This is a genomic window from Vibrio algicola, from assembly GCF_009601765.2.
GTDB classification, from domain to species: domain Bacteria; phylum Pseudomonadota; class Gammaproteobacteria; order Enterobacterales; family Vibrionaceae; genus Vibrio; species Vibrio algicola.
This window is the reverse complement of sequence record NZ_CP045699.1, coordinates 753,576-778,184: the sequence shown is the minus strand read 5'-3', so window position 1 is coordinate 778,184 and position 24,609 is coordinate 753,576. Positions and strand designations below refer to the sequence as shown.

Below are 24,609 nucleotides of genomic sequence, written 5' to 3'. Positions count from 1 at the left end.
GCTTCTCGCTGTATAAAGTGAATTCTAATTAACACTGATCCGTAATGATGCACTAATGGCAAAAGGCGTTAAGGTTATCGAACCGAGTAACATTGCCCCTAAAATTGCCAATTGCCCAGAGTAAGGAAAGCCGCTACCGGCTGCATCAATTGCCGACGTGGCAAAGATCAAAATAGGAATATACAAAGGCAGCACCAACAAACTCAGCAGCACCCCACCTTTTTGCAATCCAACCGTTAAGCCTACGCCTATTGCGCCAATAAAACTTAAAGTTGGTGTACCAATTAATAATGTCACCACCACCGCTAACCAAGTATTAAAATCGAGTGACAGCAATACCGCCAGCAATGGACTAATTAAAATAAGTGGCAGACCGGTCAATAACCAATGAGAAATGACTTTGGCCATCACCACTAAAGGCAGCGGGATCGGCAGCAGCATCATTTGCTCGAGTGCTCCATCATGAAAGTCATCTCGGAATAAGCGCTCTAACGATAACAGAGCAGAAAGCAATGCGGCTACCCAAACAATCCCAGCTGCAATACGCGCTAACAAATTAGGCTCAGGACCAATACTTAAAGGGAAGAGTGTGATAACAATAATGAAGAACCAGAGCGGATTAAACACATCGGCTTGTCTGCGATATGCAATCAATAGTTCACGGCGGATGATATGACCCATGTTAGCCAGCATTACTCACCTAACTTTATTTTTTTAAGTGAATCAATACCAGTGAACATATCTTGGTGAGTGGTGAACAAGATCATGCCACCTCGCTCAGTATGTTCTAAAAACAGTGCTTCTATCACTTTAATCCCTTGTTTATCAATGGCCGTGAGCGGCTCATCTAAAATCCATAATGGGTGTTTGCTTAACCATAACCTCGCTAACGCCACCCGACGTTGTTGCCCAGCAGAAAGCTTACCAGACGGAATATCTTCTTTACCTGCCAGCCCGACTTTTGCTAGGGCAAGCCAGATATCTTGTTCTGTAACGCCTTCTGAGCCATTCATTTTTTGATAAAATAAAAGATTTTCAAACGCAGTCAGTTCTTTTTTTACCCCTGTTTGATGACCAAGGAAAAGTAAATCTTGATGAAACGCGTCGCGATCTTTATGCGTACTTTTCTGTTGCCAGAGAATTTGTCCGCCATCGCAATCGGCCAACCCCGTCACTATGCGTAATAATGTAGTTTTGCCTGAACCATTACGACCTTCAATTTGCACAAGATCATTTGGCTTAACCGTAAAGCTAACGTCTTGGAACAGTTCCTTGTCACCACGAATAGCGGTTAAACCACACACTTCAAGCATTTGACATCATCTACAGTTAAAGAAAGAGCGTTATATTACCACATAAGCCAAGACTCGAAAGCCCCATAGTACAAAGCTTGCAGGTAATGTTTGGATTATCACAAAAATACAATTAAAACATCATGATTGTGATTAAAAAGAAGACGATTTAATTCAATTTAACTAAAAACCCGCCTTTCTCTTTGGTTATATTAACTAAATGCCAATCAAGCCACATAACCACAAAGAGGTATAGTTTGTGCTATTCGATAGTTTCATGATTTCAGTCAAATTCGTGGTGTAAATACTTGGCGTTAGTTCTCATTTTTATCTGCTGATACTTTAAACATACTGGCGTTGCGTACCGCCTGTAAATCCTCCGGCAAGGTTAACGCATCCTCACTGCGTTTAAGTGACATTTCGGCGTGGGTCTTTGCGGCATTCTTCATTGGTTCATCCCCTAATAGATGCAGCGCCGATAAGGCTTTTTGCAAGTGAATGACCACTTCTAAGCACCCTGCTCCATCGCGCGCAATCGAGGTAAACGCATCATTAAACATATCGCTAATATTGACTTCAGGAACTTGCACTCGGTCGTAACAAGGTTGCTGTTGATCTTTTTGCTGAACCGGCTCAGACCAAATAGCAAACACTCGCACCAAACTGCCAATCACTTTAATAGCCGAACCTGGGTCGTTCACCGCAGGCGACAGCGCTTTACTGGCAATTTCCGATAACACAATCAAACCGAATTTTGGGTCATCATCGAATATTCTATCAACGCCAATTTGAAACGCTGCAATCACCCCTTTGTAATCAAACTCTTCATCTTTATCCTCCACTAGCACTCGAGCTAACACGGTTCCCGGTGCGACAAAATCCCCCGGCATTGATACCAAGACAATATCCAGATCATTTTTTTCTGCCCAGTGATGCAAGCGGCTAATATCCACATGTTGAATATAACCAACCTCTGTTGCCACTACTGTTTCACCTTGCCGGGTATCAACACATGGCGCACCTGATAAATTAGGGCAATTTCGCTGACGAACAAGCGATTCCATCACTACTTTTTCGACTCGGTCGACGGTATTTCCGACTCGACCCAACCTTGCTAATCGGTCTACCCAGCGAATAAACGTCAACACCACCAAGGCAAATACAAATATGGTTAAAACAAATAATACTAACAGACCGGGCGCATCGAAAAACTCATTTTTCACCGCCGTTAATGCCACAATGCTAAAAATAAATGAGCCAATAAAACGCGACAATGCATTCTTAGACACATCATCCGACACCACCAAAGTAAATACTCTTGGGGTCGCCGAAGTACTGGCTGACGCATAAGCCGACAGCATAGAACCGACTGAAAAAGTTGCGATCACTAACATGCTCGAAGACATAATTTCCAATAATGCCACTAACGAATCAAGGCTAAGTGGCAGCACAAAAAAAACAATATCGAGATGATCCGCAATCTTTGCCACAAACACCGCTAACACAGAACAGATACACATCCACAGCGGTTTAACCCAAAGCTTATCTTTGAAGCGATTTATCACAAACCTAAGATGATCACGAGATAAACGAGATGCCATCAACATACTCCGTCAAAAAATAAAATAGATTAATAATTAAAGGTTTAAGTTAACTAGAACGCAACAAATGAATAACGGTTATTCGATCTGAGTACTCTTTACGCTGCTTTTTTGCCCAGATAACAAGATCCCCTCACTAAGAAGGCGAATAATCACGGATTGAGACTTGGCATCAGCGGCGAAAATCCGTATTATTCTTGCCACAAAAGATAGCGTCCCCTTAGTTCAGCTGGATAGAACAAGGACCTCCTAAGTCTTAGACACAGGTTCGAATCCTGTAGGGGACACCATTCTTCATCTTCTAAATGTCAAAAGGCCAAGTGATCACTCACTTGGCCTTTTGGTTTTTACTTGCTAATGGTGATAATAACCCCACCATTATTTGAATGTCATAGCGACTAAATCGTTAAGCCTTTCTTGGTGTACAACACTGAATCTACTCGTCGATAGGCTTGATCAAAACTCTCACTATTTTCAAGCATGGTATAAGCGGCACTGATCGATACTTCAATACCAATATCTTTGGTTGAGGTTTCGAGCACATGCCGCTCTAGTCGTTCGGTCATCTGTTGAGCGAGTGTGGCCGATGAGTCAGGCATCACTAATAAGAATTCATCGCCGCCCATACGAATTGAAAAGTCATTTTCGCCAGAACACAACAACATGCTTTTAGCGATATGTAAAATGGCTTGATCGCCCACTAAATGGCCATAATTATCATTAATTTGCTTAAACTTATTGGCATCAATCGAAATTAACGCAATTTGTTTTTCTTTTATGCGGGAATGACTGATCACTTCCATCATCTGATTATCCAATACACGGCGATTAAATAATCCGGTCATAGGGTCAATGCTGATCTCTTTGCGCAAATGATCTTTTTCTTTGCGTTGTCGATGCATTGAGTCGGCATAAAAGACTTGCTCATGAATTGCCTGAAATTGTGTAAAAAGACTTGTCGTATTTTATGTAAAAAAGCAACACAACAATCTGAAAAATGGTTGCGAATTTTAGCATTTTTCCGTAAAAAACCCAAAATTAACAAGATAAATACACACTTTATTTATCGTATTTGCAATATAAAAACTCGATCGCCAAAAATATTTTCTAAAAACTAAAAAGAGCCTAACATTTTCATGACAAGCTCTTTAAGATCAGACTGTTTTTCCTAAAATCTCTCTACGCTATGATTTTATTCTGCCATTTGGTTTTCATTTTCTTCACCAATAAATCCACCGGTTTGGTGCGCCCACAATTGTGCATAAACCCCACCTTGTGCGATCAATTCTTGATGCGAACCTTGCTCTAAGATTTGGCCTTGATCAAGCACAATTAAGCGGTCCATTGCGGCAATGGTGGATAAACGGTGTGCTATTGCAATCACGGTTTTCCCTTCCATTAATTCATACAAACTTTCTTGAATTGCCGCTTCGACTTCAGAATCCAGCGCCGAGGTTGCTTCATCCATAATAAGGATTGGCGCATCTTTTAATAACACTCGAGAAATCGCAATCCGTTGGCGCTGTCCGCCTGAAAGTTTCACGCCTCGCTCCCCCACTTGCGCGTCGTATCCCACATTACCAAAGGTATCGGTTAGGGTGTCGATAAACTCATGCGCATGGGCTTGCTTGGTCGCGGCAAGAAGTTCTTCTTCGCTGGCATCTGGGCGACCATACATAATGTTATCGCGAATGCTGCGATGCAGTAATGAGGTATCTTGAGTGATCATGCCTATATTGCCGCGCAAAGAATCTTGTTTTACTTTAGCAATATCTTGTCCATCAATACGGATGGTGCCACTTTCTAAATCGTAAAAGCGCAATAACAAGTTAACTAAGGTCGATTTACCCGCGCCCGAGCGCCCAACTAAACCGACCTTTTCACCCGGTTTAATATTGAAATGTAAGTCATTAATAATCGATTTATTTTCTTCACCATAATGGAAATTAACATGGTCAAATTCAATCCCGCCTTGTTTAACTTCAAGTGTCGGCGCGCTATCCACATCTTCGGTGGTAACCGGTTTAGACAGGGTATTCATGCCATCGACCACTGTACCGATATTTTCAAACATTGAGCTAATTTCCCACATGATCCACTTCGACATGCCTTGAATACGCAACGCCAAACTGACCGCAATCGCAATCGCGCCAACTGTGATCATGCTGTTCATCCATAAACCGTTTTTAAGAACGACTGCATTCCTTTTTCTGCATATTCGGTTTCACGGTTAGTATGAGAGAACAATTTTACTGTCGCGATATTGGTGTAACTGTCAACAATACGACCAGTCATTAATGAACGAGCATCGGCTTGTGCGGTGGCAATACGCTTCATCTTAGGCACAAAGTAAACTTGAGTTAATACATAGGCGACTAACCACACTAATACCGGGATCATCAGCCAAAGATCCGCTTTACCAATCAGCACAATCATCGATGCAAAATACACTGACACATACACCACCATATCGGCAAACTTCATTACTGTTTCGCGGATAGCGAGCGAAGTTTGCATCACTTTAGTCGCAATGCGACCGGCAAAGTCATCTTGATAAAAAGTAATGCTTTGATTGAGTAAATAACGGTGTGCCAGCCAACGAATCGACATAGGAAAATTGCCGAGTAAAGTTTGGTGCATGATCATTGAATGGAAGAAAGACAGCACTGGCACCACGATAAGGATCACCACGCCCATGCCCATAATGCGCGTCCCCTCTGCTGCCCATAGTGTTTCTGGCGTGTGAGTAGAAAGCATATCAACCAAAGCGCCCATAAACCCCATCAAAGACACTTCAACTACAGCGATACATGCACTGAGCACCGACATAATAATAATCGGCCATAAAAAATCACGGCTGTAATGCTTACAAAATGCAAATAAGGTATTGGGGGGTGTTTCTATTTTATCTTTGGGAAAGGCTGAGGTCAGTCCTTCAAAAAACTTGAACATAAAAAGGGTTCCATTGAAAAGGTACGGTCAGAAAAACACATCATTGAACTGCTTACCATGATAAAGCCAAACGTCATATTTTCCCACTGGTTTGATTTTGATCATGGCACTTATGCTTTTATTGATAATTTCACCAATTAACACTAGATAAACACATCATAACCGATTACCATTGCGAACGATAATGATTCGCATAAAGAATCTCACTTGCATTGAATGGATATCAACCATGTTGTTTAGTTTGTCCCCTTTATCCAAAGCGCTCTCCTTGCGCTTTAACCCCGTTATTGGACTGTCTTTGGCTCTTTTTGCTGTGCCCACTTTTGCTCAAGACGATCCTACCACGGCTGTGAATGACAGCGCTGATTCGGTTGAAACGATTACTGTTTCCGCCTCGGCGCTAAAAGTTGCCACCCCGCTAGCTCAAACCCCGCGTAGCGTTTCAGTGATCAACCAAGATCAATTATCGATACAGCAACCGACCAAATTAGATGAAGCTCTGCGCTACCAACCGGGTGTGATGACACAACCTTACGGCTCCGATAACAATACCGATTGGTTTAAGATCCGTGGTTTTGATGCCGCCACCTACCTTGATGGTAATCGATTATTTAATACCGGTTATTATGGTTGGAATTTAGAACCATTTGGTTTAGAGCAAATTGAAGTACTTAAAGGCCCAGCCTCATTATTGTATGGTGAAGCGCCTCCAGGTGGTGTGGTTAATGCAGTCAGTAAACGCCCTGGTTATGTTGAGGGAGGTGAGTTTGAAGTCAAAGGGGGCAGTCGAAATCTACAACAAATTGGTATCGATACCACCAGTTTTGTGGACGATGACGGCGATGTGCGTTTTCGTTTAGTGGCAATGATGAGCAGTCAAGATGGCGTGTTAGACGGCACTTACAATGATCGTACCTATATTGCCCCAAGCCTTGCCATCGATATTAGCCCCGATACCAGCCTGACTTTTTTAGCCTCATGGCAGCAAGATGATGGTGTTCCTACCTCAGGGTTTTTACCCGCTTACGGCACCTTATTCGACACACCGCAAGGGAAAATCGACCCAAGTACTAACTTAGGCGAGCCCGATTACGATAAGAATAAAAGCAATCAATATTCAATTGGCTATGAATTCGAGCACCATTTTAACGACACTTGGCAGTTCAAACAAAATACCCGTTACGCCTATACCGACTTATTGCTACGCAGTACTTATGCTTTTGGCAGTGAAACCAGCGCCGATTTAAACCGTGGCATTGTTTACCGTGACGGTTCCACCCAAATGCTTAGCATGGATAACCAATTTATTGCCAATTGGGATATGGGTAACACTGCCAACACCAGCTTACTCGGGGTGGATGTTCAGCAGTTTAAAAACGACAGCATGCAAGCCGATGATTGGGGTAATGCTAATGGTGGTACCACCTCTGGTATTAATGCGTTTAACCCAGTACATGGCAATATTATCGCCATTGACGATCGCGCCACGCCGGTTAACATCAAAAAAGAACAAATGGGTATTTACGCCCAGCAACAAGTCACCTTCAACGATAAGTTCATCGCTAAATTTGGTGGTCGTTACGATATCGTGCGTCTGCAAAATGACACTGCCGCCACCAGCACCCACGAAGATATCCACAATGACAATTTATCATTAAGCGGTGGCTTGATGTATCTCAGTGATATTGGTTTATCACCTTATGTGAGTTATTCAGAATCGTTTGAAGTGATTGCCTCGCTCGATGCCAGTACCGGCAAAGCTTATAAACCACTTGAAGGTCAACAAACCGAAGCCGGCTTTAAATATCAACCTGATTTCATCAATGGTTATGTCAATGTCGCTTGGTTTAACGTCAATCAAAAAAATGGTTTAGTGTACGACCCAACCACCGCTCAACAAACTCAAACCCAAGAACTCACTTCACAAGGGATTGAAATTGAGACCGTCGCTCAAGTCACCCAAGCCTTGTTAGCACGCGCCAATTACACCTATACCGACGCTCAATCGGATGACGGCTTAGGCAATAAGCAACGTACCGCTTTGATCCCACAAAATATGGCATCGGCATGGCTTGAATATGATTTCAGCCACCTTGGTTTCGATAGCTTAAATGGATTAGTACTAGGCGCAGGTTCTCGTTATATGGGCTCGTCGGTGGGACACACGTCAGATGGTGCGGGGATCTTGCATGTGCCGAGCGTGACATTGTTCGATGCTATGGCTCGATACGACATCACAAAAAAATGGCGCGCTCAAATTAACGTCAACAACTTAACCAATAAAGAGTATGTCTCCAGTTGTGATTATTACTGTTACTACGGTGAAGAAATGTCTGCTACAGCGACCCTCAATTACCGTTGGTGATCGTATCATCAACACAAGAAACACTAACAGCCCCTAAACACTGAGGTTCGGGATCTTTATTTTAGAAAAAGAAGAATCGCCATTATGTTGCAACTAAACCAAGTCCGTGTTCATCGTGATAACCGCGATATTTTATCCATTGATGAACTCACTATTCCAACCGATGGCTTTACTGTGGTACTCGGCCATAACGGCAGTGGTAAATCGACCTTAGTTAATTTGCTCTCCGGTCAAACTCAGCCTGATTGTGGCAGTGTGCGACTTAACCAAACTGAAATCGGTCAACTTTCACAAAAACAACTGGCGCGCGAAATTGCCTTTTTGCCGCAAAAACTGCCCGATGTAGCCGGTTTAACAGTACAAGAATTAGTCAAGCTTGGACGCTTTGCTTGGCGTGGGGTTTTTGGTCGCTGGCAAGATAACGACCAACACATTATCCAACAAGCAATGGACAAAACTGGCGTGGCGCACTATGCCGATAATCTGGCGGATAAACTGTCGGGTGGCGAAAGACAACGCGCTTGGGTGGCGATGTTATTAGCGCAACAATCCCCGCTCTTAATTTTAGATGAGCCGACGTCTGCTCTCGATATTCATCATCAATATCATTTAATGGATCTGCTACAAACGCTCAATCAACAAACCGGTTGTGGCATTGTCGTTATTTTGCATGATTTGAATCTGGCACTGCGTTACGCCACTCATATCGTCGCGCTCAAGCAAGGCAAGATTGAATTTAATGGTGAGATATCATTGTTACTCGATGAAAAAAGATTGAGCGCACTCTATCAAACCGATATTCAACTACTGGATCACCCCAAGCAAACCGAGCAAAAAATTGCGGTGGTCATGTAAGACTAATTCCATTGAGTAATTGAGTAATTGAGTAATTGAATAATTGAATACGCCGAGAATACGCTGCCCCGTCCTTGGTCGCTTTTCTCGGTACTCAATTTTGCTCGATCATTACATTTATGCAATTGGTATAAGCCAAAGCCAATTTCGTCATCCCGCACATGAGCATAAGCAAAGAAGATGCGGGATCTCGCTTTCACTGTCATGGATTACTTTCAGTGAAGCTATTGTTAATTTTTATAAGTTACAAGGTATTAATAAGCTATGAACACCATTATTCGTCGTATTGGATTGCTCTTGACGGTGCTATTCACTTTCTCCACCCAAGCTGCCATTAGCGTCACCGATAGCCTTGGAGAGCATCAATTACCTGCCACGCCAAAACGTATTGTGGCGTTAAATTGGGATCTGGCGGAACAGTTGCTCGAGTTAGACGTCACGCCTGTCGGGATTGCTAATATTAAGGATTACACCACTTGGGTCGTCAAACCGGCTATTCCAGCTTCTGTGCAAGATATTGGTACTCGCGCCGAGCCGAATATGGAAAAACTGGCCGCATTAAAGCCAGATGTTATTTTAGTCGCCGAGCCGCAAAAAGATCTGATCCCACGTCTGAAAACCATCGCGCCAGTACTTTACTATCAAACCTACAACGCACAACAAGACAGCGCTAAAGCGGCGATAGCTAACTTTAAACATATTGCCCAGATGGTCGATAAAAACGATCTGGCCGAGCAAAAATTACAAACCATGCAACAGCGCTTTTTAGAGTTAAAACAACAACTCAACAAAGCCTTTAATGGCAAGATGCCCAGTGTGGCAGCAATTCGTTTTGCCAATCAAACTTCGATTTATCTATACACCAAAAACTCCACCACCGACTATGTACTCAAGCAGTTAGGCTTAACCACTGCCCTACCACAACCGGCCAAAGAATGGGGCATAGTGCAAAAACGTCTTACTGATTTACAACATGTTAAAGACGGGTACGTGATTTATTTTGGTCCATTTAGCGCCACTCAAAACGCTCAACTCAATAAATCTATGTTATGGCAAGCCATGCCCTTTGTACGCAACGGACAGGTTAATCAGGCGGATGCGGTCTGGAATTATGGCGGCGCAATGTCGATGCAATATATTGCGGAGTCCATCTGCAAAAGTTTGCTAGAAATCCAAGCTCAAACATAATTTTTATATAGAGCCACTAATCATTTACAAATAATCAATAACCAAAATCATTAAGAATCTATTTTTATGCGCCCACTCCGCCCTGTCACCGTCATCGCTGTTGTTATTGCTTTTATTGCGATTGCTTTTACCAACCTACAAATCGGTCACTCATTACCTCTGAGCCAACAGTGGCAATTAATTATAGGTTCCAAAGCATCTGAGTTAGCCGATTTCGATTTTGCTCATATGCAGTTTGTTTATGCGCAACTTCCACGCTTAGTAATGGCGATCATCGTGGGAGCAATGTTGGGTTTAGTCGGCAGTTTAATGCAGCAATTGACCCAAAACTCACTCACCTCACCCTTAACATTAGGCACATCTTCTGGCGCTTGGTTGGCATTAATCATCATTAATGTATTCTTTCCATCACTCGCCGCGGACTTTACCGCGCTGGCTGCGATGGTGGGTGCAATGTTTGCTATAGGACTTGTGATCACCATAGCTGGCCCTAAAAACATTACCGGTTTACCGCTTATTTTATCCGGTATGGTGGTCAATATTTTATTTGGCGCGATTGCCACCGCGATTATTTTACTCAACGATCAATACGCACAAAATGTGTTTATTTGGGGGGCGGGAAATTTAGCTCAAAATGGCTGGGATAAGGTCTTTTGGTTGTTGCCTCGCATTTCAGTCGCAGCATTATTATTGATTTTTGCGCCACCAATTTTAACCTTAATGCGCTTAGGGCACCAAGGCGCTGAGGCTCGTGGCTTAAATGTGATCCCATTTTTCATACTACTGATTGTGTTGGGTTTATGGGTTGTATCGGCCTCGATCACAGCTGTTGGCGTGATCAGTTTTATTGGATTATTGGCCCCTAATATTGCTCGTGCTCTGGGGGCAAGAACTGCCAAGGCGGAATTATATACCAGTATGTTGGTCGGCAGCATGGCGCTCATGTTGACTGATATTTTAGCCTTATCACTTAGCCAATTAACCCTTGAGATGATCCCAAGTGGCACGACGGCTGCTGCGATTGGCGCACCTGCATTAGTATGGTTTAGCCGCCGCGCGTTAAAAGCTCAAGATCAAATCTCCATCAAGTTACCACCAAGCAAAGCGCAGTTATCGGCTTGGGTGATCCCGTTATTTATCGCTTTGACTGTAATAATGCTAATCATTTCCGCAACCGTCAGCATCAGTGACCACGGTTTGTCTTTTGCCATTCCAGATGCTTTTAGTTGGGATCTTCGCTGGCCTCGCTTTGTAACGGCTCTTGCGGCAGGCGTTGCGCTTGCCGCCGCCGGAACAGTATTACAACGTCTTATTTATAACCCATTGGCAAGCCCTGATATCTTAGGCATTTCGGCAGGGGCCACCTTTGCGTTAGTGGCTGGCACGGTATTTTTTGGCAGCCATATTTTTGCCTCTGGCTCCATGATTGTCTCTGGATCCATTCTTGCCTTTGGCGGCAGCATGGCGGTCTTGGCGGTGCTGTTATTACTTGGGCGTAAAAACCAATTTGCCCCATCGAGTATGGTGTTGATCGGCATTGCGATCACCGCCTTAATTGAGTCTTTGGTACAATTTTCTTTAGCCAAAGGAACACAAGACAGTTACACCATTATTAGTTGGTTGGCAGGTTCGACCTATCGAGTCACCAGTACTGGCGCGACCACCCTTGCGCTGAATGTGGCGATAATTTTTATTGGATTGGTATGTGTATCGCGCTGGCTAACCTTAATTTCCGCAGGGCGACAATTTGCCGCCGCGCGAGGTTTAAATGTGCAAGCCACCAGCGTGATTTTATTGTGCAGTGTTGCTTTGTTGTGCGCCTTAGTGACCACCACCATGGGGCCGGTAGCCTTTGTTGGATTACTCGCGCCGCACATGGCGGTAATGCTCGGCGCAAAACAAGCGCGGGCACAATTGTTGGTGGCAGGATTGGCAGGAGGCCTATTAATGCTCGTGTCTGATTGGATCGGCCAAACCATTTTATTCCCAATGCAAATCGCCGCAGGAACCGTAGTATCGATTGTGGGCGGCAGTTATTTCTTACTATTGCTTATTCGCGGGCAGAAGAGCTAATTACGACCAAACAATTTGCAACAAAGCAATTTGAAATAAAGCAATTTACCACAAAGCAATCACTTCAAATACGATTGGGAAAGCGTTGGTTATTTACCCCATACCAACAAAAAATTATTGGCTGGCATTGGGTGCATGTGGATTAACTCCATGCCGCTCGCCCATTGTTTTAACTGTTCAATATCACGAATACCACCCAAGCCTCGGCTCTTTAAATTTGCATCAAATTCTCGATTGCTGTCAGTGGTAAACTCACCGTTAACCGTCATCGGTCCATACTGACAAAACACCCCACCAGCCGGTAAATTGGCCGCCACCAATTCCATCATTTGTTGCGCTTCTTGTGGTTGCATAATATGAGTGGTATTAGCGGTAAATACGGCGTCTACCGCCACATTTGGAAATGGGTCTTGACCTAGGGTAAATGCTACTGGTGAGACAACATTGTCCAATTCCGACTCACCCAGCCACGCGTCAATATTGGCATGATTTTCAGTCATATCACTGGTATGCCAAATAAGATGAGGTAATTGTTTAGCAAAAAAGACCGCATGCTGCCCCGTACCAGAACCTATCTCTAGTACATGTTTTACGTCTTTAAAATGCTGAAAAAGATGCTCTAAAATGGGCTGCTGATTTTTTTCACAATATGGAGAGGTTCGTTTCGTCATAAGTTATTTCTCACAGTGCCTAAACGACAAGAGTATCATTGACACCTATGACAATGAAGGCGAATAAAATGCAGAAAATAAATGAAATCCAAGCGGAATGGCATCAATTTCGCTGCAAATAATACGTTTTATTATATTTTTATACACGATATCTAACTAAAAACCACTTGTGCCCAACGCGCTAAACCCGCGGTCACCGAGCCAAAATAATTACCACTGACAATTGGAATATTCGGCAATTGTGCTTCGAGTGCCTGACGTAAGAAAGGTGAACGAGCACTGCCGCCCGTCATAAAGATCACATCCGGCTGTTTAGTCGCTTGCTTCATCACTTCGGTCACCAACTCCATCATTTTTAACGTTGGCGTTTGCACCGCCGCAACCATTTCATCGTGGTGAATATCAACCTCCAGTATTTCTTTGGCAACCGGAATAATCAGAGAATGCGTGTCACTCTCCGATAACCCTATTTTGGCTTCTTCGGCTTTACGCACGATTTGATAACCTAAAGTATGTTGATAGGTGGCTAATAAACGTGCCAGTTTTTCTGGGTTCTGCGCTTCTTTTTGAAGTAACTTTAGCGCTTTAAAGTTACTGGCTTGGTAGAAGTCTTTTTGCGCCACCACATTGTTAATCGCGATAGGATTCCAAAATTGAGTGATCGGCATTTCAATATCACTGTTTTTGGCCGAGCTGAGTGACCGTGAGCCATTTATTTTAGAGCCCCCTATTTTAGAACCTAGGCCAAACAAAGGCATAAGCTGTTTAAATGCGAGATAAATATCAAGATCATTACCGCCGACACGTTGCCCACTGTGGCCTAATAAACTGCTGCTGCGATCAGACATGGTAGAAAAACTTGGCCCCATTTCAATTAATGAACAATCGGTGGTACCGCCGCCAATATCGACCACTAAAACGGTTTTATTTTCGCTGAGTGTGCTTTCATATTCCAACCCTGCCGCCACGGGTTCAAATTGAAATTCAATCTGTTTAAAACCCGCACGAGTCGCAGCATGGCGTAAAATACCTTCCGCTTGACGGTTCGCCTCTTCCCCACCACGACCATGAAAGTTGATCGGACGGCCTATCACCGCTTGTTCAATGTCTTGTTGAGTGGTGTGTTCGGCCTTGGTTTTAATGTTTTTCATCATGGCGCAAACCAGATCTTCAAAAAAACTCAATTGCATCGGTTGCAACCCATTTGCGCCTAAAAACGATTTAGGTGATTTGACGTAATAAACTTCTTGCGGATCGTCTAGGTAGGTATCTAACGCTTGCTGACCAAACTGCATATCACCGAGTTGCAGTTGAATGTCTTCTTCGCGGTTTAGATTGATCGCGCGGCGTAGGGCTTGTTCACCTTGCGCATCTTTAGGTTGTACTTGCATAAAGCGATACAGATATTCACTGACCGACTCACGCGTCGGCGCGCATAATGTGGACGGAATATAATGATTATTTGCTTCTAAAGGCAGTAGCGTTGGGGTATCACTCTCCATCATTGCAACGGAGCAGTTCGCCGTACCGTAATCAAAACCAATAAACATCAAAAGCCTCACTCGCCAAATATCAAAAAGGCTGGCGATAGTACCCTATTTTAGTTTTGTTGTTTTGCTTTTCTTGGGCAGTTTTCACATAAATGTCGGCCTTCACAGGGATAGACCATGCAACATATCACGCGGATATAATGTCATTTTTTAATTGGTCAGATCATAGTTCAAACGCTCTATTACCGCGCTTCACCACGTTTTGTCCAAATCTTTTGCATACAACTCAATCGCAACTTGGTATTTTTTGATGGCATCGCTATTGGTTGTTGAAATTAAGAGATCGAGTAACAATGATGTCGCCTCTTTGTGCTGCCCTGTGTTATACAAACACATAGCATAAAAAGGTTTCACTTCGATTGAATCTGGATACTCATCCAAAGTTTGCTCAAAGTAACTCAGAGCTTCGTCATACACACCAAGACTTCGATAAGTACTCGCCAAACCAAATAACGCATCAAAACGTTCTGTAGAAGAAAGAGCTCCGGACAAGGATGCTAAATAATGATCTATTGCCTCCTGCTCTTTACCTTCATTATCATAAGACCAAGCTATTTGTAAGTGAGCTTTAGCTGCATAATTATCATTCGTCAGTAAATTTTCCAGTAAAAATCGAGATGATTGATAATGACCTTGTTTACGTAACTCAATCGCTTTTTTGATTACGGTTTCCATAGATACCTCTAAAATTTAGAACGCTTTATTAAGCGGCAATAAAATAGCCAATCGTACATCAACCCCGCAAAGACCAAAAAATCATACACTTACAACGTGACATGTAAGATGTAAACTGTATCGCTATCCACTTTAAAAAACTCGTTTGAAATCCCAGAACTACTGCAGTTTATTTTCCAAATAGACAATCCATGTTTGCGCCGAGGCTGAAGGCTGCTTTTCATTCAAACGTTTCGCTTGTGCCAATGCGTCATTATATTTATCTAAGCGATACAATAGTTGAATTTTTGCCAATGCGAACTCATTAAATTTAGCATAAGGCTTGGCTTGGTCGATGACTTTATTGGCTTGTGCGTAGTGCTTTTGTTGGATAAGCAATTGAGTCAGTGGCCAATAATATTGAGCATCACGATGTGCCAAGCTTTGCCAAGCGCTGATCGCTTGCGGCCACTCGCGCGCTATTTGCCAATATTGTGCTTGCCGCTTTTGGTTGGCGATAGTTTTGCTGTCTGGAAATTGAGCAAACATGTCATCTAAAATCCGTGCTGCGCGCTCTGGGATTTTATTTTGCGCGTATAACTGCGCCAAAGTTTTATAATCATTGATGTTAAAAGTGAGTGCTTGCTTACTTATTAGCGACTGCTTGCTGATAATCGATTGCTGTTTCGCTAGAGCGTAAGTTTCTAATGCCGCTTGAGTTCGCTTTTGTTGCAATTGCACCGAGATCTGTTGTTGCCACCAGCCTTTGTTATTGGGCTCAAGTCGGATCAAATCCGCTAAGGTCATCTCTGCGTTTTTCCATTGCTTTAGGCGTAACTCCGCCACTACTTGCATACGCAATGCTTGCAGTGTTTGTTTGGCATCTGGCGCGCGGTAGTAAGCAATATATCGCCTGACTTGTTGCCAGTTTTGCTGTTGGTAATAACTGGCGGCAATACGAAAATAAAGTTGATTAACCTCTTTTGCATGCATTTTTCGTTCATTACCTTTGGCGTCATATTTTACCGCTAAGGTTTTTTGATAGGCTAAAACGGCTGCCGCAAAATTTTGTTGAGAATATAAAATATCGCCAAGCATACGTTGCGTTTGCCATTGCGCTTTAGGTTCTAATGCGTGCAAATTGGTTGATGTGGTTAAGGCTCTAATCGATTGTTTTGGTTGCTCGGCTTGCCAGTAATAAATGCCTAATACTCGATTGACGAATGCTTTATCGTAATCATTGTTAGGGATAAAACCGTTTAACACTTCAATCGCTTTTAATAAGTGTTCTTCTTGCGCTAACTGACTGGCTTGCACCAATTTTTTGCCTGTATAAGGTGTGACGCTTTTATTGGTCGCTTGACTGACGGCTGCGCTAGAAAAACTCATTAACAAACACCAGAGCGCCAAAGACACACCACGCTTAAAGAGGGTGTTTGAGGTCACAAGAGAGCAAAATGTTGTGGTAAGCATCTTCATTGGCTGATCTTAAACTCAATTTTAACTTGTTGATTAGATTGCTTCACCGCAGAGCCACCTTCGATTTTGGGTTGATATTTCCAATGTCTTAATGCTTGAACCGCCGAACGAACAAATGCTTTACTCGGTTTCGCTTCAATCACTTGAATATCTTCTGGTTTGCCACGCCCATCAATGGTAAATGACATCACTACATAGCCTTCTACCCGACGTTGCAGCATCCGAGCCGGATAAGTCGGTTGGGCGCGATATAACGGCATCGCTTGTTGTTGCTGCCCTATCTCGCCTGTCACCGCCGCCACACTCGGACCATTTGCCATTGTGCTATCTATGGTTGGCATATTGACGGAAACGCCAAAATCCGACAGCGCCAAGCTGGTATCTAGCGAGGCTTGTTGAGCATTAACCTGACGACTGACCATAGCAGGGTTAGACGGTGTCGATAACGCTTGCGGCTGCGCTAGTAGTTGAGGCTGATCGGGCACTTTGGGCGGCTCAGGCAGTTGACGTTGACGACGCTGAGAGCTTGAGTCCTTATCTTGCATCACCATATCAAACATCACTGCTGGCTGATCATCGCCAACATTCGATTTAACACTTCCCACCATCCATGACATAAAACAAAACAAGGCGATAGCGGTGATGAAAGCTAACGGCAACGCAATACACATCCGCTTAAAAGCATGGTGTTGATCGTGCTGTGGATTAAACATATTCATCGCGATTTGATTCACCTTACTGCTTGGTTTGGGTCGCAATGGCGATTTTATTAATGCCAGCCCCTTTGGCCGCGTCCATCACTTCAACCACAGTGCCGTTATAAGCATGTTTATCCGCTTGGATCACAAGGCTGGCTTGTGGATCATCCATCATCAGTTTTTCTAATGTGGCTTGGACCCGTTCGACATCCACTCGGCGCTTATCAATGTAAACATCATTGGCAGCCGTCACCGCCACAAAAATACCACTGTTGCTTTGGCTGGTAGAATGCGAGGCGGCTGGGCGATTCACTTCCATGCCAGATTCATGCACAAACGAGCTGGTCACGATGAAGAAAATCAACATGATGAATACGATATCGAGCATCGAGGTAAGATCGACTTGTGCTTCTTCTTTTGCTTTTGTGGGACGAACTAATCTCATTCGCCGCTCCTTAATTGTTGTTCTAAGTGTAAAGCTTTCCGCGTGGCCACTTTCACTAATCGAGAATGGGCAAACATGCCAGCCAACGCAGCTACCATACCGGCCATAGTAGGAAGGGTTGCCATTGAAATACCGGAAGCCATCAATTTGGGATCACTACTGCCTGACACCGACATTAAATCGAACACGGTGATCATTCCGGTCACGGTTCCTAGTAACCCGAGCATTGGGCATAAACTCACCAAGACTTTGATCAAGTCTAAATGTTGAGTCAGCATCATATTGGCTTGCTGCAACATGCCTTCTTTTTGCGCTAAAGCAAACCAAGAGTCATGTTCCAAGCGACATTTCCAACGAGCAACCCAAGCGGCTTTGGCGTGTTGATAGGAAAAACTCAAAAATAGAATTCTTTCAATGATCAATAGCCAGCAAACAAACACCACAGCTGCAAGCCACCACAACACTTGTCCGCCGCGCGCCATAAAATCCCACAAAGGCGAAGAAAATAAATCTGGCAACATACTCGCAAGCCAAGTCATTACCCACCAACCGGCACGGGGTTATTTTCATTACGCGTATCCGATTCTTTCTCTGCTCGCTCAGCCACCAAACTCACACCTTGTTTTTCTAGGGTGTTACGAATGCTTTCCGCACGATTAGATAAAATGTTATGCGCCAGTAATAATGGCATTGCCGCCACCAAACCTAATACCGTGGTGATCAACGCCATCGAAATCCCCCCCGCCATCACTTTAGGATCACTATTGCCAAACTCAGTGATCACTTGGAAGGTTTCGATCATGCCGGTAACGGTACCAAGTAGACCTAACATCGGTGCTAATGCCGCAAACAATTTCAGCATAGATAAACCGCGTTCGAGCCCTTGTTGTTCATCTAACACAGTTTCAAGTAAGCGTAATTCTAATGATTCTACCGACTGTTTTTTCTCTTTTTGATACACATTTAAAATGCGACCTAATGGGTTATCGGTTGGGGTTTGGGGGTGTTTTAATTGTTTCGAAATCTGTTGCTGGGTTTGCATCAGTTTCACGCCGCGGATCAGGGCAATAATCAAACCAATCGCCAGCAAAGCTAAGATGATTTTTCCCACCACTCCAGCTTGCTCAATGCGTTGCATTAAAGTCGGTTGATTGGCAAATTGCGCCAATAATACCCCGCGAGTCGGATCGAGTAATACCGCTTTATTACCTTCTTTTAAATTTGCAGTTAAGCTTTCTAAATTAGGCGCATCAGAAGGCAGCGCGAGATAATTAGACGCTTGCTGACGAGTGAAATCCCAATTCAAATACCCTTTTGAGGACACTAAACCGATATCTCCTAGACGAATAGCGGGCATGGTTGAGGTTTTGCCATCTCCTTCCACATACGAAATCGACACCGAACTTAACTCACTGCTAGTACGTATTTTATAGCTCATTGCCTGCCACAAATCAGTCAGTAAAGGCAAAGATGGCAGAGCATCGGTGCTGATCACTTTATCTAATTGAGCCTCAAAGCGTTGACCTTGTGCGCCTAGTAATGAGTCTTGATAGTTGCTTTGCACTTCTTTGGCCGCCAGACGCACGACGCCAAATAATTCGCCTAAACTGCCCGTAGCCAGTTGTAATGTTTTGCTTTTTTCTGCCAAGATTTTTTCATTGGTGGCAAATGTCTCACTCAGCTGGGCGTTTTGTTTTTCTATTTGCGCCAGTTGTTTTGCCAGTTGATCGCGTTGAGATTGTAACTTCGCACGTTGCTCGGCACTAAGTACCACTCGTTGATGATTATGCTTATTTTCAACGATTTGTTCTGCTTTTGCCTTAGCACTTAACGATGATAAGTCATTGGCGTTCGCATTATTGGCATTAACCGTATTGGCATTCACACCGACAGAAAAGATCATACTCGCCGTCAAGATCAATGAGGCGATAACGGCATTTTTTTTAATTGATTGACACATAAGAGACATCATTATTTGGCCTCCAGTGTTTGAGATTGGTCTTGCTCTTGAGCTTTAGTTTGAGATTCAAGTTTTGAAAGCGACAAAGGCAAATTCAATAAGCTTGGCGCTTGTTGTTTACTGGCCAGTGCATAGGCTTTATTGATCTCAACTCGCTGGCTGCTGTCCACCGCTTGCCACTGCTTTGATGCTTGTACCCATAACCAAATATGCTCGGTATCTTTACTGCGCGCGAGTAAGCTCACTCGGCCTAAATACAACAGATCGACTTGGCGAGTATCATTATTGGCAAGGGTAATTTCGCCTTCATACGATCCCAATTTAGTGCCGTAATCAATTTCAATTTGATAAGCCTCTAAAATACGACGATATTTTTCAGCTTCAGAAATGTCGGCGCGCCCCATCAATAATTCAAGATCGGCTAGACGTTGTTCACGGCTTGCCATTCGCACCGGTGTGCCTTGGTGAATAAGCGATTTATAACCATCGAGCATGTAATACATCAATGGCACCACACCTTGGCGAGTTTTGGCTATCTCTTCAATTTGAGCTTGGGTGGCGATTTTTTCTTGCTCTTGTGACGCGACCAGTTTGGTTAAATGTTGTTGATAGATGGTGAGATTATCCACTTGCGCTTGCAGTTGCTCGACCTGCGCTTGCAATTGAAAGCTTTGATCGGAATTTTTATCTATCTTGATCTGAGCCGTTTTGGCTACTTGATTGGTGTGCGCTTGGGTACTGCGGGCGGCATCAAGGCTATCGGCTTGCACCGTTAATGATGTCGCCAATGCCGCCAAGGCAAGAGAAGAAGTAACAGGAGAATAACGAAAAAACAGCATGATTAAATCCGTCTAGAGTAAATTTAGCGATACCTTTTTAGGTATAAAGCAAGTTAGCATTTTCTTAACGCAAAGTATTCTAACTTAACCAAACCCAAAAGTTAATGATAATAATTACCATTAGCAATTAAATTTTATCGTCTATTGCTATAAATCATTTTAATCTTCTATACTAAACAGACAAGGAAGTTGATTCTTCTCATAAGGACCCCTTTCACTACAAGTGAGGTCAGCATGAAAACTTCAATTCTGCTTGTTATTACTTTAGCTTTTTCTACTTTCTCTTTTGCCGAATCAATGCAAGGCAAAACAGCGCCTAGCATAAATACTTCGTGCACTACACCGAACCATATCGATGCTCCAGTAGATGATAATAATAAGAAACGATAAATGTCTAAGATACAAAAAAGCCGCTGAACATTCAGCGGCTTTGTTTTGTCATATTCTTACGTCATTTATTGCGCGTTAGCTTCACGCTCTGCAATAAACGCTAGCGCCATATTGATACGAGTCACAACACGCGCTTTACCAATCAATTGCATGGTGGCATCAACCGATGGAGATTGACCTCCGCCAGTCACGGCAACGCGCAATGGCATGCCGATTTTACCCATGCCGATTTCAAGATCGCTGCATACTGCTTCAATCACGCCGTGTAGGCTTTCAGTGCTCCAATCGGTTAACGCTTCAATTTTGCTCAGCGCGAGTTCTAATGGACCACGAGCGACTCCGCGTAAGTGCTTCTTAGCGGCGCCAGCTTCAAATTCTGCGAAATCTTGATAGAAGTAACGAGATTGCTGCGCCAATTCAATAAGAGTATTACAACGCTCGCCCACTAAGGTGATCACATCCGTAATGGCAGGACCGTTATCAAGGCTGATTTGTTGTTCATCTAAATGCCATTGAAGGTACTTAGCGACATATTCTGGCTCAGAGGTTTTGATGTAGTGGTTGTTTAGCCAAAGCAGTTTATCGGTATTAAAGGCCGACGCTGATTTGCTGACGTTATCTAGGCTAAACAATTCAATCATCTCAGCTTGAGAGAAGATTTCTTGATCGCCATGAGACCAACCTAAACGCACTAGGTAGTTATTCAGTGCATTCGGTAAGTAGCCTTCGTCACGGTATTGCATCACGCTAACCGCGCCGTGGCGTTTTGAAAGCTTCGCGCCATCGTCACCTAAAATCATCGCACAATGGGCAAAAGTCGGAACCGGTGCGCCAAGGGCATTATAGATATTGATTTGGCGAGGAGTATTGTTGATATGATCTTCACCACGAACCACATGGGTGATCGCCATATCCCAGTCATCCACCACCACACAGAAGTTGTAGGTTGGCGCGCCATCGGTACGACGAATGATTAAGTCATCTAATTGGCTGTTGGCAATTTCAATGCGACCACGGATTTGATCTTCAAAAACCACACTGCCTTCGGTTGGATTGCGAAAACGGATCACGCATGGATCACCTTCTGTTGCGGCTTGGTTTGCTGCCACAATTTTAGGGTGTTTGGCATCATAACGTGCCATTTCTTTATTCGCTTCTTGCTCGGCACGGATCTCATCCAGCAATTGTTTTGACGCGTAACATTTATAGGCTTTGCCTTCGCTTAGCAGTTTATCAACCATTTCATTATAACGGTCGAAACGTTTGGTTTGGTAGTAAGGACCTTCATCCCAATCTAGCCCCATCCATTGCATGCCTTCTAAGATCGCATCCACAGCCGCTTGAGTAGAACGTTCGATATCAGTATCTTCAATACGCAAAACAAATTCACCACCTTGGCTTTTGGCGTATAACCAAGAATAAAGCGCGGTACGAGCACCACCGACATGAAGATAGCCAGTTGGACTAGGAGCAAAACGTGTTTTAACCGTCATTTAAGTTACCTTTTTGAAACGTGCACAGATAAGATTTGCCAAACTCGCGAATAGACTCAAATAATAAGGCTATATAAGGCGAAGGCAGTAAGTTGCGCGTATTCTACCATTCAATTTCAAACACTCAAATAGCAATCATGAATTCGGCTAACAAGTAGCCCCCACAGGGATATTCAAATAAAGCAGCAGCGTCAATTAAGCCGAGTATAGAAAAAGGGAGATGATCCTTGCGGACTATCTCCCTTTTTGTTTTACATACTCTATGTCTAGAGTATTCGCTATGTCCGTTTTTTAGTCTTGAAATTCTGTTTTTTATTCAAAAATGAACGTCAATATCGACATGATTGCGGCCCTAACCATTGCCGAAAAACGGCACTCATGGAATCATTACTGACTCCATAAGTGTTGCTCTATTGCCTTTTTACATTATTATTTAATGCCAAAAGGAACGGTTAATGTCACCTTCAAGTCATTTTCATCGTTGAAGCCATTTGAGTACACAACCCAATCTGCTGTATTAGAGTCATTGACGTAATGGGTGTAGTAGATACCGAAAGTCGCACCTTCTAACGCACCACTTTGGATTGCATAGTTTGCAAACGCACTACCCGAGTATTCCACTAGGTCATCCGATCCTTCGTATTCAGCACCAAATGCATAAACACCGTTTAGACCAACGGTTAGACCAGGCGCACCTAGGTCCGAAAGATCACGTTTCAACTCACCGAAGAAGCCAAGTTCGCCATCATGGTTGAAATCCGAACGGTTGTTCCACCAGATATCGTATGCACCGTTAGAACCACCGTAAGCTTCTGTCATACGGTAAGCAAGGTTACCTACGTTATGACGAGTATCTTCAGAATCAGCAGAGGTGTAAGTACTTTCTAAGCGTAAGTTGTATTGGCCAAAAGATTTAGCACTTAAGAAAGCCAATTGGAACGCCGTTTTGTCGTATTGGTTATCATCATCCACTACGTAAACTTGTGGCGATACATACCAACCACCATCGGTCGTCCACTTGAATTTCACGTGAGCATTTTTACGATCGCCTTCCGTCATACCAGCGTATGCAACATCTAACAACATTGCATCGTTGATAGAGTAACGCATACCCAACGAATAGATGTTACCTGCATTTTTTGCAGTATGTCCGGTACCAGTACGGAAGTTGTATTGTTTTTTGTACCAAGGTGCACGGTATTTATCGACAAACGCGAAACCTAATTTAACTGGACCAAAAGTTGCACCCGCTTCACCACCTTCATAAGTACCGGCAGCGTAAGACCAGTTAACCCCTAAGGTTGATGGAACACTAGGTTGGAAGTAACCACCACGAGCAGTAATATGCTCGCCAAACTTAAATTTTGCCGCCGCTGTTTGGAATGCACCACCATTATCGGTACAAGATGAATCCCATGTGCCAGTACAACCTGTACGAGTACCAGGATCCGTATCGTATGGATTGTTAACATTCCAGAAGTTCATTTCGTGGTCAGGTGAACCGTTGTTCCACATATCAAAAGTGGTATAAACATTTAAATCGATACCTGCAACATCACCAATATAGCCAGATTTAAAGTCAAGTGCAGCATAAATGGTACCATGATCTAAATTGGTGTTTTTTGCTGTATCTTTACCGTTACGTCCATCTGTCGTATTGGTACCAGCACGAGTACGGTCACGCATCCAGAAATTAATTGCACCATTAATAGCAGCATCTTCGAAGAAGCCGCCTTCATACGGCTTCTCAACAACCCCTTCACCCGCAATTGATGTATCACCTGATGCCACATCATCCGCAGCCATAGCACCAGTTGAGTATGCAGCCATACCTAGTAGCATTGACGAGACCGCCGCTCCTAATACTGTTCTTTTAAAAACGCTTTTCATATATAACCCCTAATTTAACTTTAATTTTATAATTAATTCCCAGTCGTCCTGACTGTTGTTTGTTGCGTTTCTTACTTAACGTAATTCATCATGTCACCTTTTTTTTAATCGAGAATTAAATCAATAATAAAACTTGATCACCTTCAAATCCGGCAAAGAATAAAAATACATAACCAATTAAAAACAATAAGTTAAGTAAAATATAAAAAAACAT

Annotated in this window: 21 protein-coding genes, 1 tRNA gene and 1 pseudogene; 5 read left to right on the top strand and 18 right to left on the bottom strand. The window is 43.4% G+C overall.

Features of this window, described 5'->3' with window-relative positions; genetic code table 11:
- Window positions 1–24 precede the first annotated feature (24 nt).
- The 3 genes from ccmB to GFB47_RS03540 form a co-directional block, all read right to left on the bottom strand.
- Window positions 25–693 carry a heme exporter protein CcmB gene (gene ccmB / locus GFB47_RS03550; RefSeq protein ID WP_153446598.1) on the bottom strand — a complete coding sequence of 223 codons (669 nt, stop codon included), beginning with the start codon at window positions 691–693 and terminating at the stop codon, window positions 25–27.
- Window positions 693–1,313 carry a cytochrome c biogenesis heme-transporting ATPase CcmA gene (gene ccmA, locus GFB47_RS03545; protein WP_153446596.1) on the bottom strand — a complete coding sequence of 207 codons (621 nt, stop codon included), beginning with the start codon at window positions 1,311–1,313 and terminating at the stop codon, window positions 693–695. The genes ccmB and ccmA overlap by 1 nt, the downstream gene beginning before the upstream one ends.
- Before the next feature lie 293 nt (window positions 1,314–1,606).
- The gene (locus tag GFB47_RS03540; protein ID WP_153446594.1) at window positions 1,607–2,893 is read right to left on the bottom strand and encodes a DUF2254 domain-containing protein; all 1,287 of its coding nucleotides are present in this window, start codon (window positions 2,891–2,893) and stop codon (window positions 1,607–1,609) included.
- Between the two features lie 214 nt (window positions 2,894–3,107).
- Between GFB47_RS03540 and GFB47_RS03535 the strand changes: the two genes are divergently transcribed.
- A tRNA-Arg gene (locus tag GFB47_RS03535) sits at window positions 3,108–3,183 on the top strand.
- 108 nt (window positions 3,184–3,291) lie between these two features.
- Here GFB47_RS03535 and GFB47_RS03530 read toward each other — a convergent pair.
- Window positions 3,292–3,795 carry a GGDEF domain-containing protein gene (locus tag GFB47_RS03530; RefSeq protein ID WP_153446592.1) on the bottom strand — a complete coding sequence of 168 codons (504 nt, stop codon included), beginning with the start codon at window positions 3,793–3,795 and terminating at the stop codon, window positions 3,292–3,294.
- A gap of 290 nt (window positions 3,796–4,085) precedes the next feature.
- Window positions 4,086–5,845 (bottom strand): annotated as a pseudogene (locus GFB47_RS03525) (ABC transporter ATP-binding protein).
- A 229-nt stretch (window positions 5,846–6,074) separates the two neighbouring features.
- Between GFB47_RS03525 and GFB47_RS03520 the strand changes: the two are divergent.
- Both GFB47_RS03520 and GFB47_RS03515 read left to right on the top strand, forming a co-directional pair.
- A complete protein-coding gene (locus GFB47_RS03520) occupies window positions 6,075–8,210 on the top strand; it encodes a TonB-dependent siderophore receptor (RefSeq protein ID WP_225874287.1) in 2,136 nt (711 codons plus the stop codon).
- Between the two features lie 84 nt (window positions 8,211–8,294).
- Window positions 8,295–9,065, top strand: a complete 771-nt coding sequence (locus GFB47_RS03515; protein WP_153446591.1) for an ABC transporter ATP-binding protein — start codon at window positions 8,295–8,297, stop codon at window positions 9,063–9,065.
- 2 nt (window positions 9,066–9,067) lie between these two features.
- On the opposite strand, the gene GFB47_RS03510 is transcribed toward GFB47_RS03515, so the two are convergent.
- Window positions 9,068–9,265, bottom strand: a complete 198-nt coding sequence (locus tag GFB47_RS03510; RefSeq protein WP_153446589.1) for a hypothetical protein — start codon at window positions 9,263–9,265, stop codon at window positions 9,068–9,070.
- Between the two features lie 64 nt (window positions 9,266–9,329).
- On the opposite strand from GFB47_RS03510, the gene GFB47_RS03505 reads away from it, so the two are divergent.
- Together GFB47_RS03505 and fhuB are read left to right on the top strand one after the other, a co-directional pair.
- A complete protein-coding gene (locus tag GFB47_RS03505; protein ID WP_153446588.1) occupies window positions 9,330–10,253 on the top strand; it encodes an ABC transporter substrate-binding protein in 924 nt (307 codons plus the stop codon).
- Window positions 10,254–10,319: 66 nt separating this feature from the next.
- The gene (gene fhuB / locus GFB47_RS03500) at window positions 10,320–12,326 is read left to right on the top strand and encodes a Fe(3+)-hydroxamate ABC transporter permease FhuB (RefSeq protein ID WP_153446586.1); all 2,007 of its coding nucleotides are present in this window, start codon (window positions 10,320–10,322) and stop codon (window positions 12,324–12,326) included.
- 89 nt (window positions 12,327–12,415) lie between these two features.
- On the opposite strand, the gene GFB47_RS03495 is transcribed toward fhuB, so the two are convergent.
- From GFB47_RS03495 to GFB47_RS03440, 12 genes are all read right to left on the bottom strand, one after another.
- Window positions 12,416–12,997: a DUF938 domain-containing protein gene (locus GFB47_RS03495; protein ID WP_153446585.1), complete on the bottom strand. Its 582-nt coding sequence runs from the start codon at window positions 12,995–12,997 to the stop codon at window positions 12,416–12,418.
- A gap of 152 nt (window positions 12,998–13,149) precedes the next feature.
- A complete protein-coding gene (gene yegD, locus GFB47_RS03490; RefSeq protein ID WP_153446583.1) occupies window positions 13,150–14,547 on the bottom strand; it encodes a molecular chaperone in 1,398 nt (465 codons plus the stop codon).
- 50 nt (window positions 14,548–14,597) lie between these two features.
- Entirely contained in the window at window positions 14,598–14,678 is an 81-nt protein-coding gene (locus GFB47_RS16750) for a (2Fe-2S)-binding protein (protein ID WP_407701695.1), read from the bottom strand.
- A gap of 61 nt (window positions 14,679–14,739) precedes the next feature.
- On the bottom strand, window positions 14,740–15,222 hold the full coding sequence (locus GFB47_RS03480) for a tetratricopeptide repeat protein (RefSeq protein WP_153446581.1): 483 nt from the start codon (window positions 15,220–15,222) through the stop codon (window positions 14,740–14,742).
- Between the two features lie 159 nt (window positions 15,223–15,381).
- The gene (locus tag GFB47_RS03475) at window positions 15,382–16,590 is read right to left on the bottom strand and encodes a tetratricopeptide repeat protein (protein WP_225874286.1); all 1,209 of its coding nucleotides are present in this window, start codon (window positions 16,588–16,590) and stop codon (window positions 15,382–15,384) included.
- Between the two features lie 86 nt (window positions 16,591–16,676).
- Entirely contained in the window at window positions 16,677–17,399 is a 723-nt protein-coding gene (locus GFB47_RS03470; protein WP_153446578.1) for an energy transducer TonB, read from the bottom strand.
- A 16-nt stretch (window positions 17,400–17,415) separates the two neighbouring features.
- A complete protein-coding gene (locus tag GFB47_RS03465) occupies window positions 17,416–17,823 on the bottom strand; it encodes an ExbD/TolR family protein (protein WP_153446576.1) in 408 nt (135 codons plus the stop codon).
- Complete coding sequence (locus GFB47_RS03460; RefSeq protein ID WP_153446574.1) at window positions 17,820–18,362, bottom strand: MotA/TolQ/ExbB proton channel family protein; 543 nt, start codon at window positions 18,360–18,362, stop codon at window positions 17,820–17,822. The genes GFB47_RS03465 and GFB47_RS03460 overlap by 4 nt, the downstream gene beginning before the upstream one ends.
- Window positions 18,362–19,783: a MotA/TolQ/ExbB proton channel family protein gene (locus GFB47_RS03455; RefSeq protein ID WP_153446572.1), complete on the bottom strand. Its 1,422-nt coding sequence runs from the start codon at window positions 19,781–19,783 to the stop codon at window positions 18,362–18,364. Before GFB47_RS03455 ends, GFB47_RS03460 begins: the two co-directional genes overlap by 1 nt.
- 11 nt (window positions 19,784–19,794) lie before the next feature.
- A complete protein-coding gene (locus tag GFB47_RS03450; protein ID WP_153446571.1) occupies window positions 19,795–20,622 on the bottom strand; it encodes a DUF3450 domain-containing protein in 828 nt (275 codons plus the stop codon).
- Between the two features lie 455 nt (window positions 20,623–21,077).
- Window positions 21,078–22,505, bottom strand: a complete 1,428-nt coding sequence (gene gltX / locus GFB47_RS03445) for a glutamate--tRNA ligase (protein WP_153446569.1) — start codon at window positions 22,503–22,505, stop codon at window positions 21,078–21,080.
- A 429-nt stretch (window positions 22,506–22,934) separates the two neighbouring features.
- Window positions 22,935–24,395 carry a multidrug transporter gene (locus GFB47_RS03440; protein ID WP_153446567.1) on the bottom strand — a complete coding sequence of 487 codons (1,461 nt, stop codon included), beginning with the start codon at window positions 24,393–24,395 and terminating at the stop codon, window positions 22,935–22,937.
- Between the last annotated feature and the right edge of the window lie 214 nt (window positions 24,396–24,609).

Bases quoted from the DNA above. Each gene is read 5' to 3' on its own strand.
- yegD (WP_153446583.1), bottom strand. From the start codon at position 14,547: ATGTTTATTGGTTTTGATTACGGTACGGCGAACTGCTCCGTTGCAATG.
- GFB47_RS03475 (WP_225874286.1), bottom strand. From the start codon at position 16,590: ATGAGTTTTTCTAGCGCAGCCGTCAGTCAAGCGACCAATAAAAGCGTC.
- GFB47_RS03505 (WP_153446588.1), top strand. From the start codon at position 9,330: ATGAACACCATTATTCGTCGTATTGGATTGCTCTTGACGGTGCTATTC.
- GFB47_RS03540 (WP_153446594.1), bottom strand. From the start codon at position 2,893: ATGGCATCTCGTTTATCTCGTGATCATCTTAGGTTTGTGATAAATCGC.
- GFB47_RS03455 (WP_153446572.1), bottom strand. From the start codon at position 19,783: ATGTGTCAATCAATTAAAAAAAATGCCGTTATCGCCTCATTGATCTTG.
- ccmB (WP_153446598.1), bottom strand. From the start codon at position 693: ATGCTGGCTAACATGGGTCATATCATCCGCCGTGAACTATTGATTGCA.
- fhuB (WP_153446586.1), top strand. From the start codon at position 10,320: ATGCGCCCACTCCGCCCTGTCACCGTCATCGCTGTTGTTATTGCTTTT.
- GFB47_RS03530 (WP_153446592.1), bottom strand. From the start codon at position 3,795: ATGCATCGACAACGCAAAGAAAAAGATCATTTGCGCAAAGAGATCAGC.
- GFB47_RS03460 (WP_153446574.1), bottom strand. From the start codon at position 18,362: ATGACTTGGCTTGCGAGTATGTTGCCAGATTTATTTTCTTCGCCTTTG.
- GFB47_RS03440 (WP_153446567.1), bottom strand. From the start codon at position 24,395: ATGAAAAGCGTTTTTAAAAGAACAGTATTAGGAGCGGCGGTCTCGTCA.
- ccmA (WP_153446596.1), bottom strand. From the start codon at position 1,313: ATGCTTGAAGTGTGTGGTTTAACCGCTATTCGTGGTGACAAGGAACTG.
- GFB47_RS03520 (WP_225874287.1), top strand. From the start codon at position 6,075: ATGTTGTTTAGTTTGTCCCCTTTATCCAAAGCGCTCTCCTTGCGCTTT.
- gltX (WP_153446569.1), bottom strand. From the start codon at position 22,505: ATGACGGTTAAAACACGTTTTGCTCCTAGTCCAACTGGCTATCTTCAT.
- GFB47_RS03465 (WP_153446576.1), bottom strand. From the start codon at position 17,823: ATGAGATTAGTTCGTCCCACAAAAGCAAAAGAAGAAGCACAAGTCGAT.
- GFB47_RS03470 (WP_153446578.1), bottom strand. From the start codon at position 17,399: ATGAATATGTTTAATCCACAGCACGATCAACACCATGCTTTTAAGCGG.
- GFB47_RS03450 (WP_153446571.1), bottom strand. From the start codon at position 20,622: ATGCTGTTTTTTCGTTATTCTCCTGTTACTTCTTCTCTTGCCTTGGCG.
- GFB47_RS03495 (WP_153446585.1), bottom strand. From the start codon at position 12,997: ATGACGAAACGAACCTCTCCATATTGTGAAAAAAATCAGCAGCCCATT.
- GFB47_RS03480 (WP_153446581.1), bottom strand. From the start codon at position 15,222: ATGGAAACCGTAATCAAAAAAGCGATTGAGTTACGTAAACAAGGTCAT.
- GFB47_RS03515 (WP_153446591.1), top strand. From the start codon at position 8,295: ATGTTGCAACTAAACCAAGTCCGTGTTCATCGTGATAACCGCGATATT.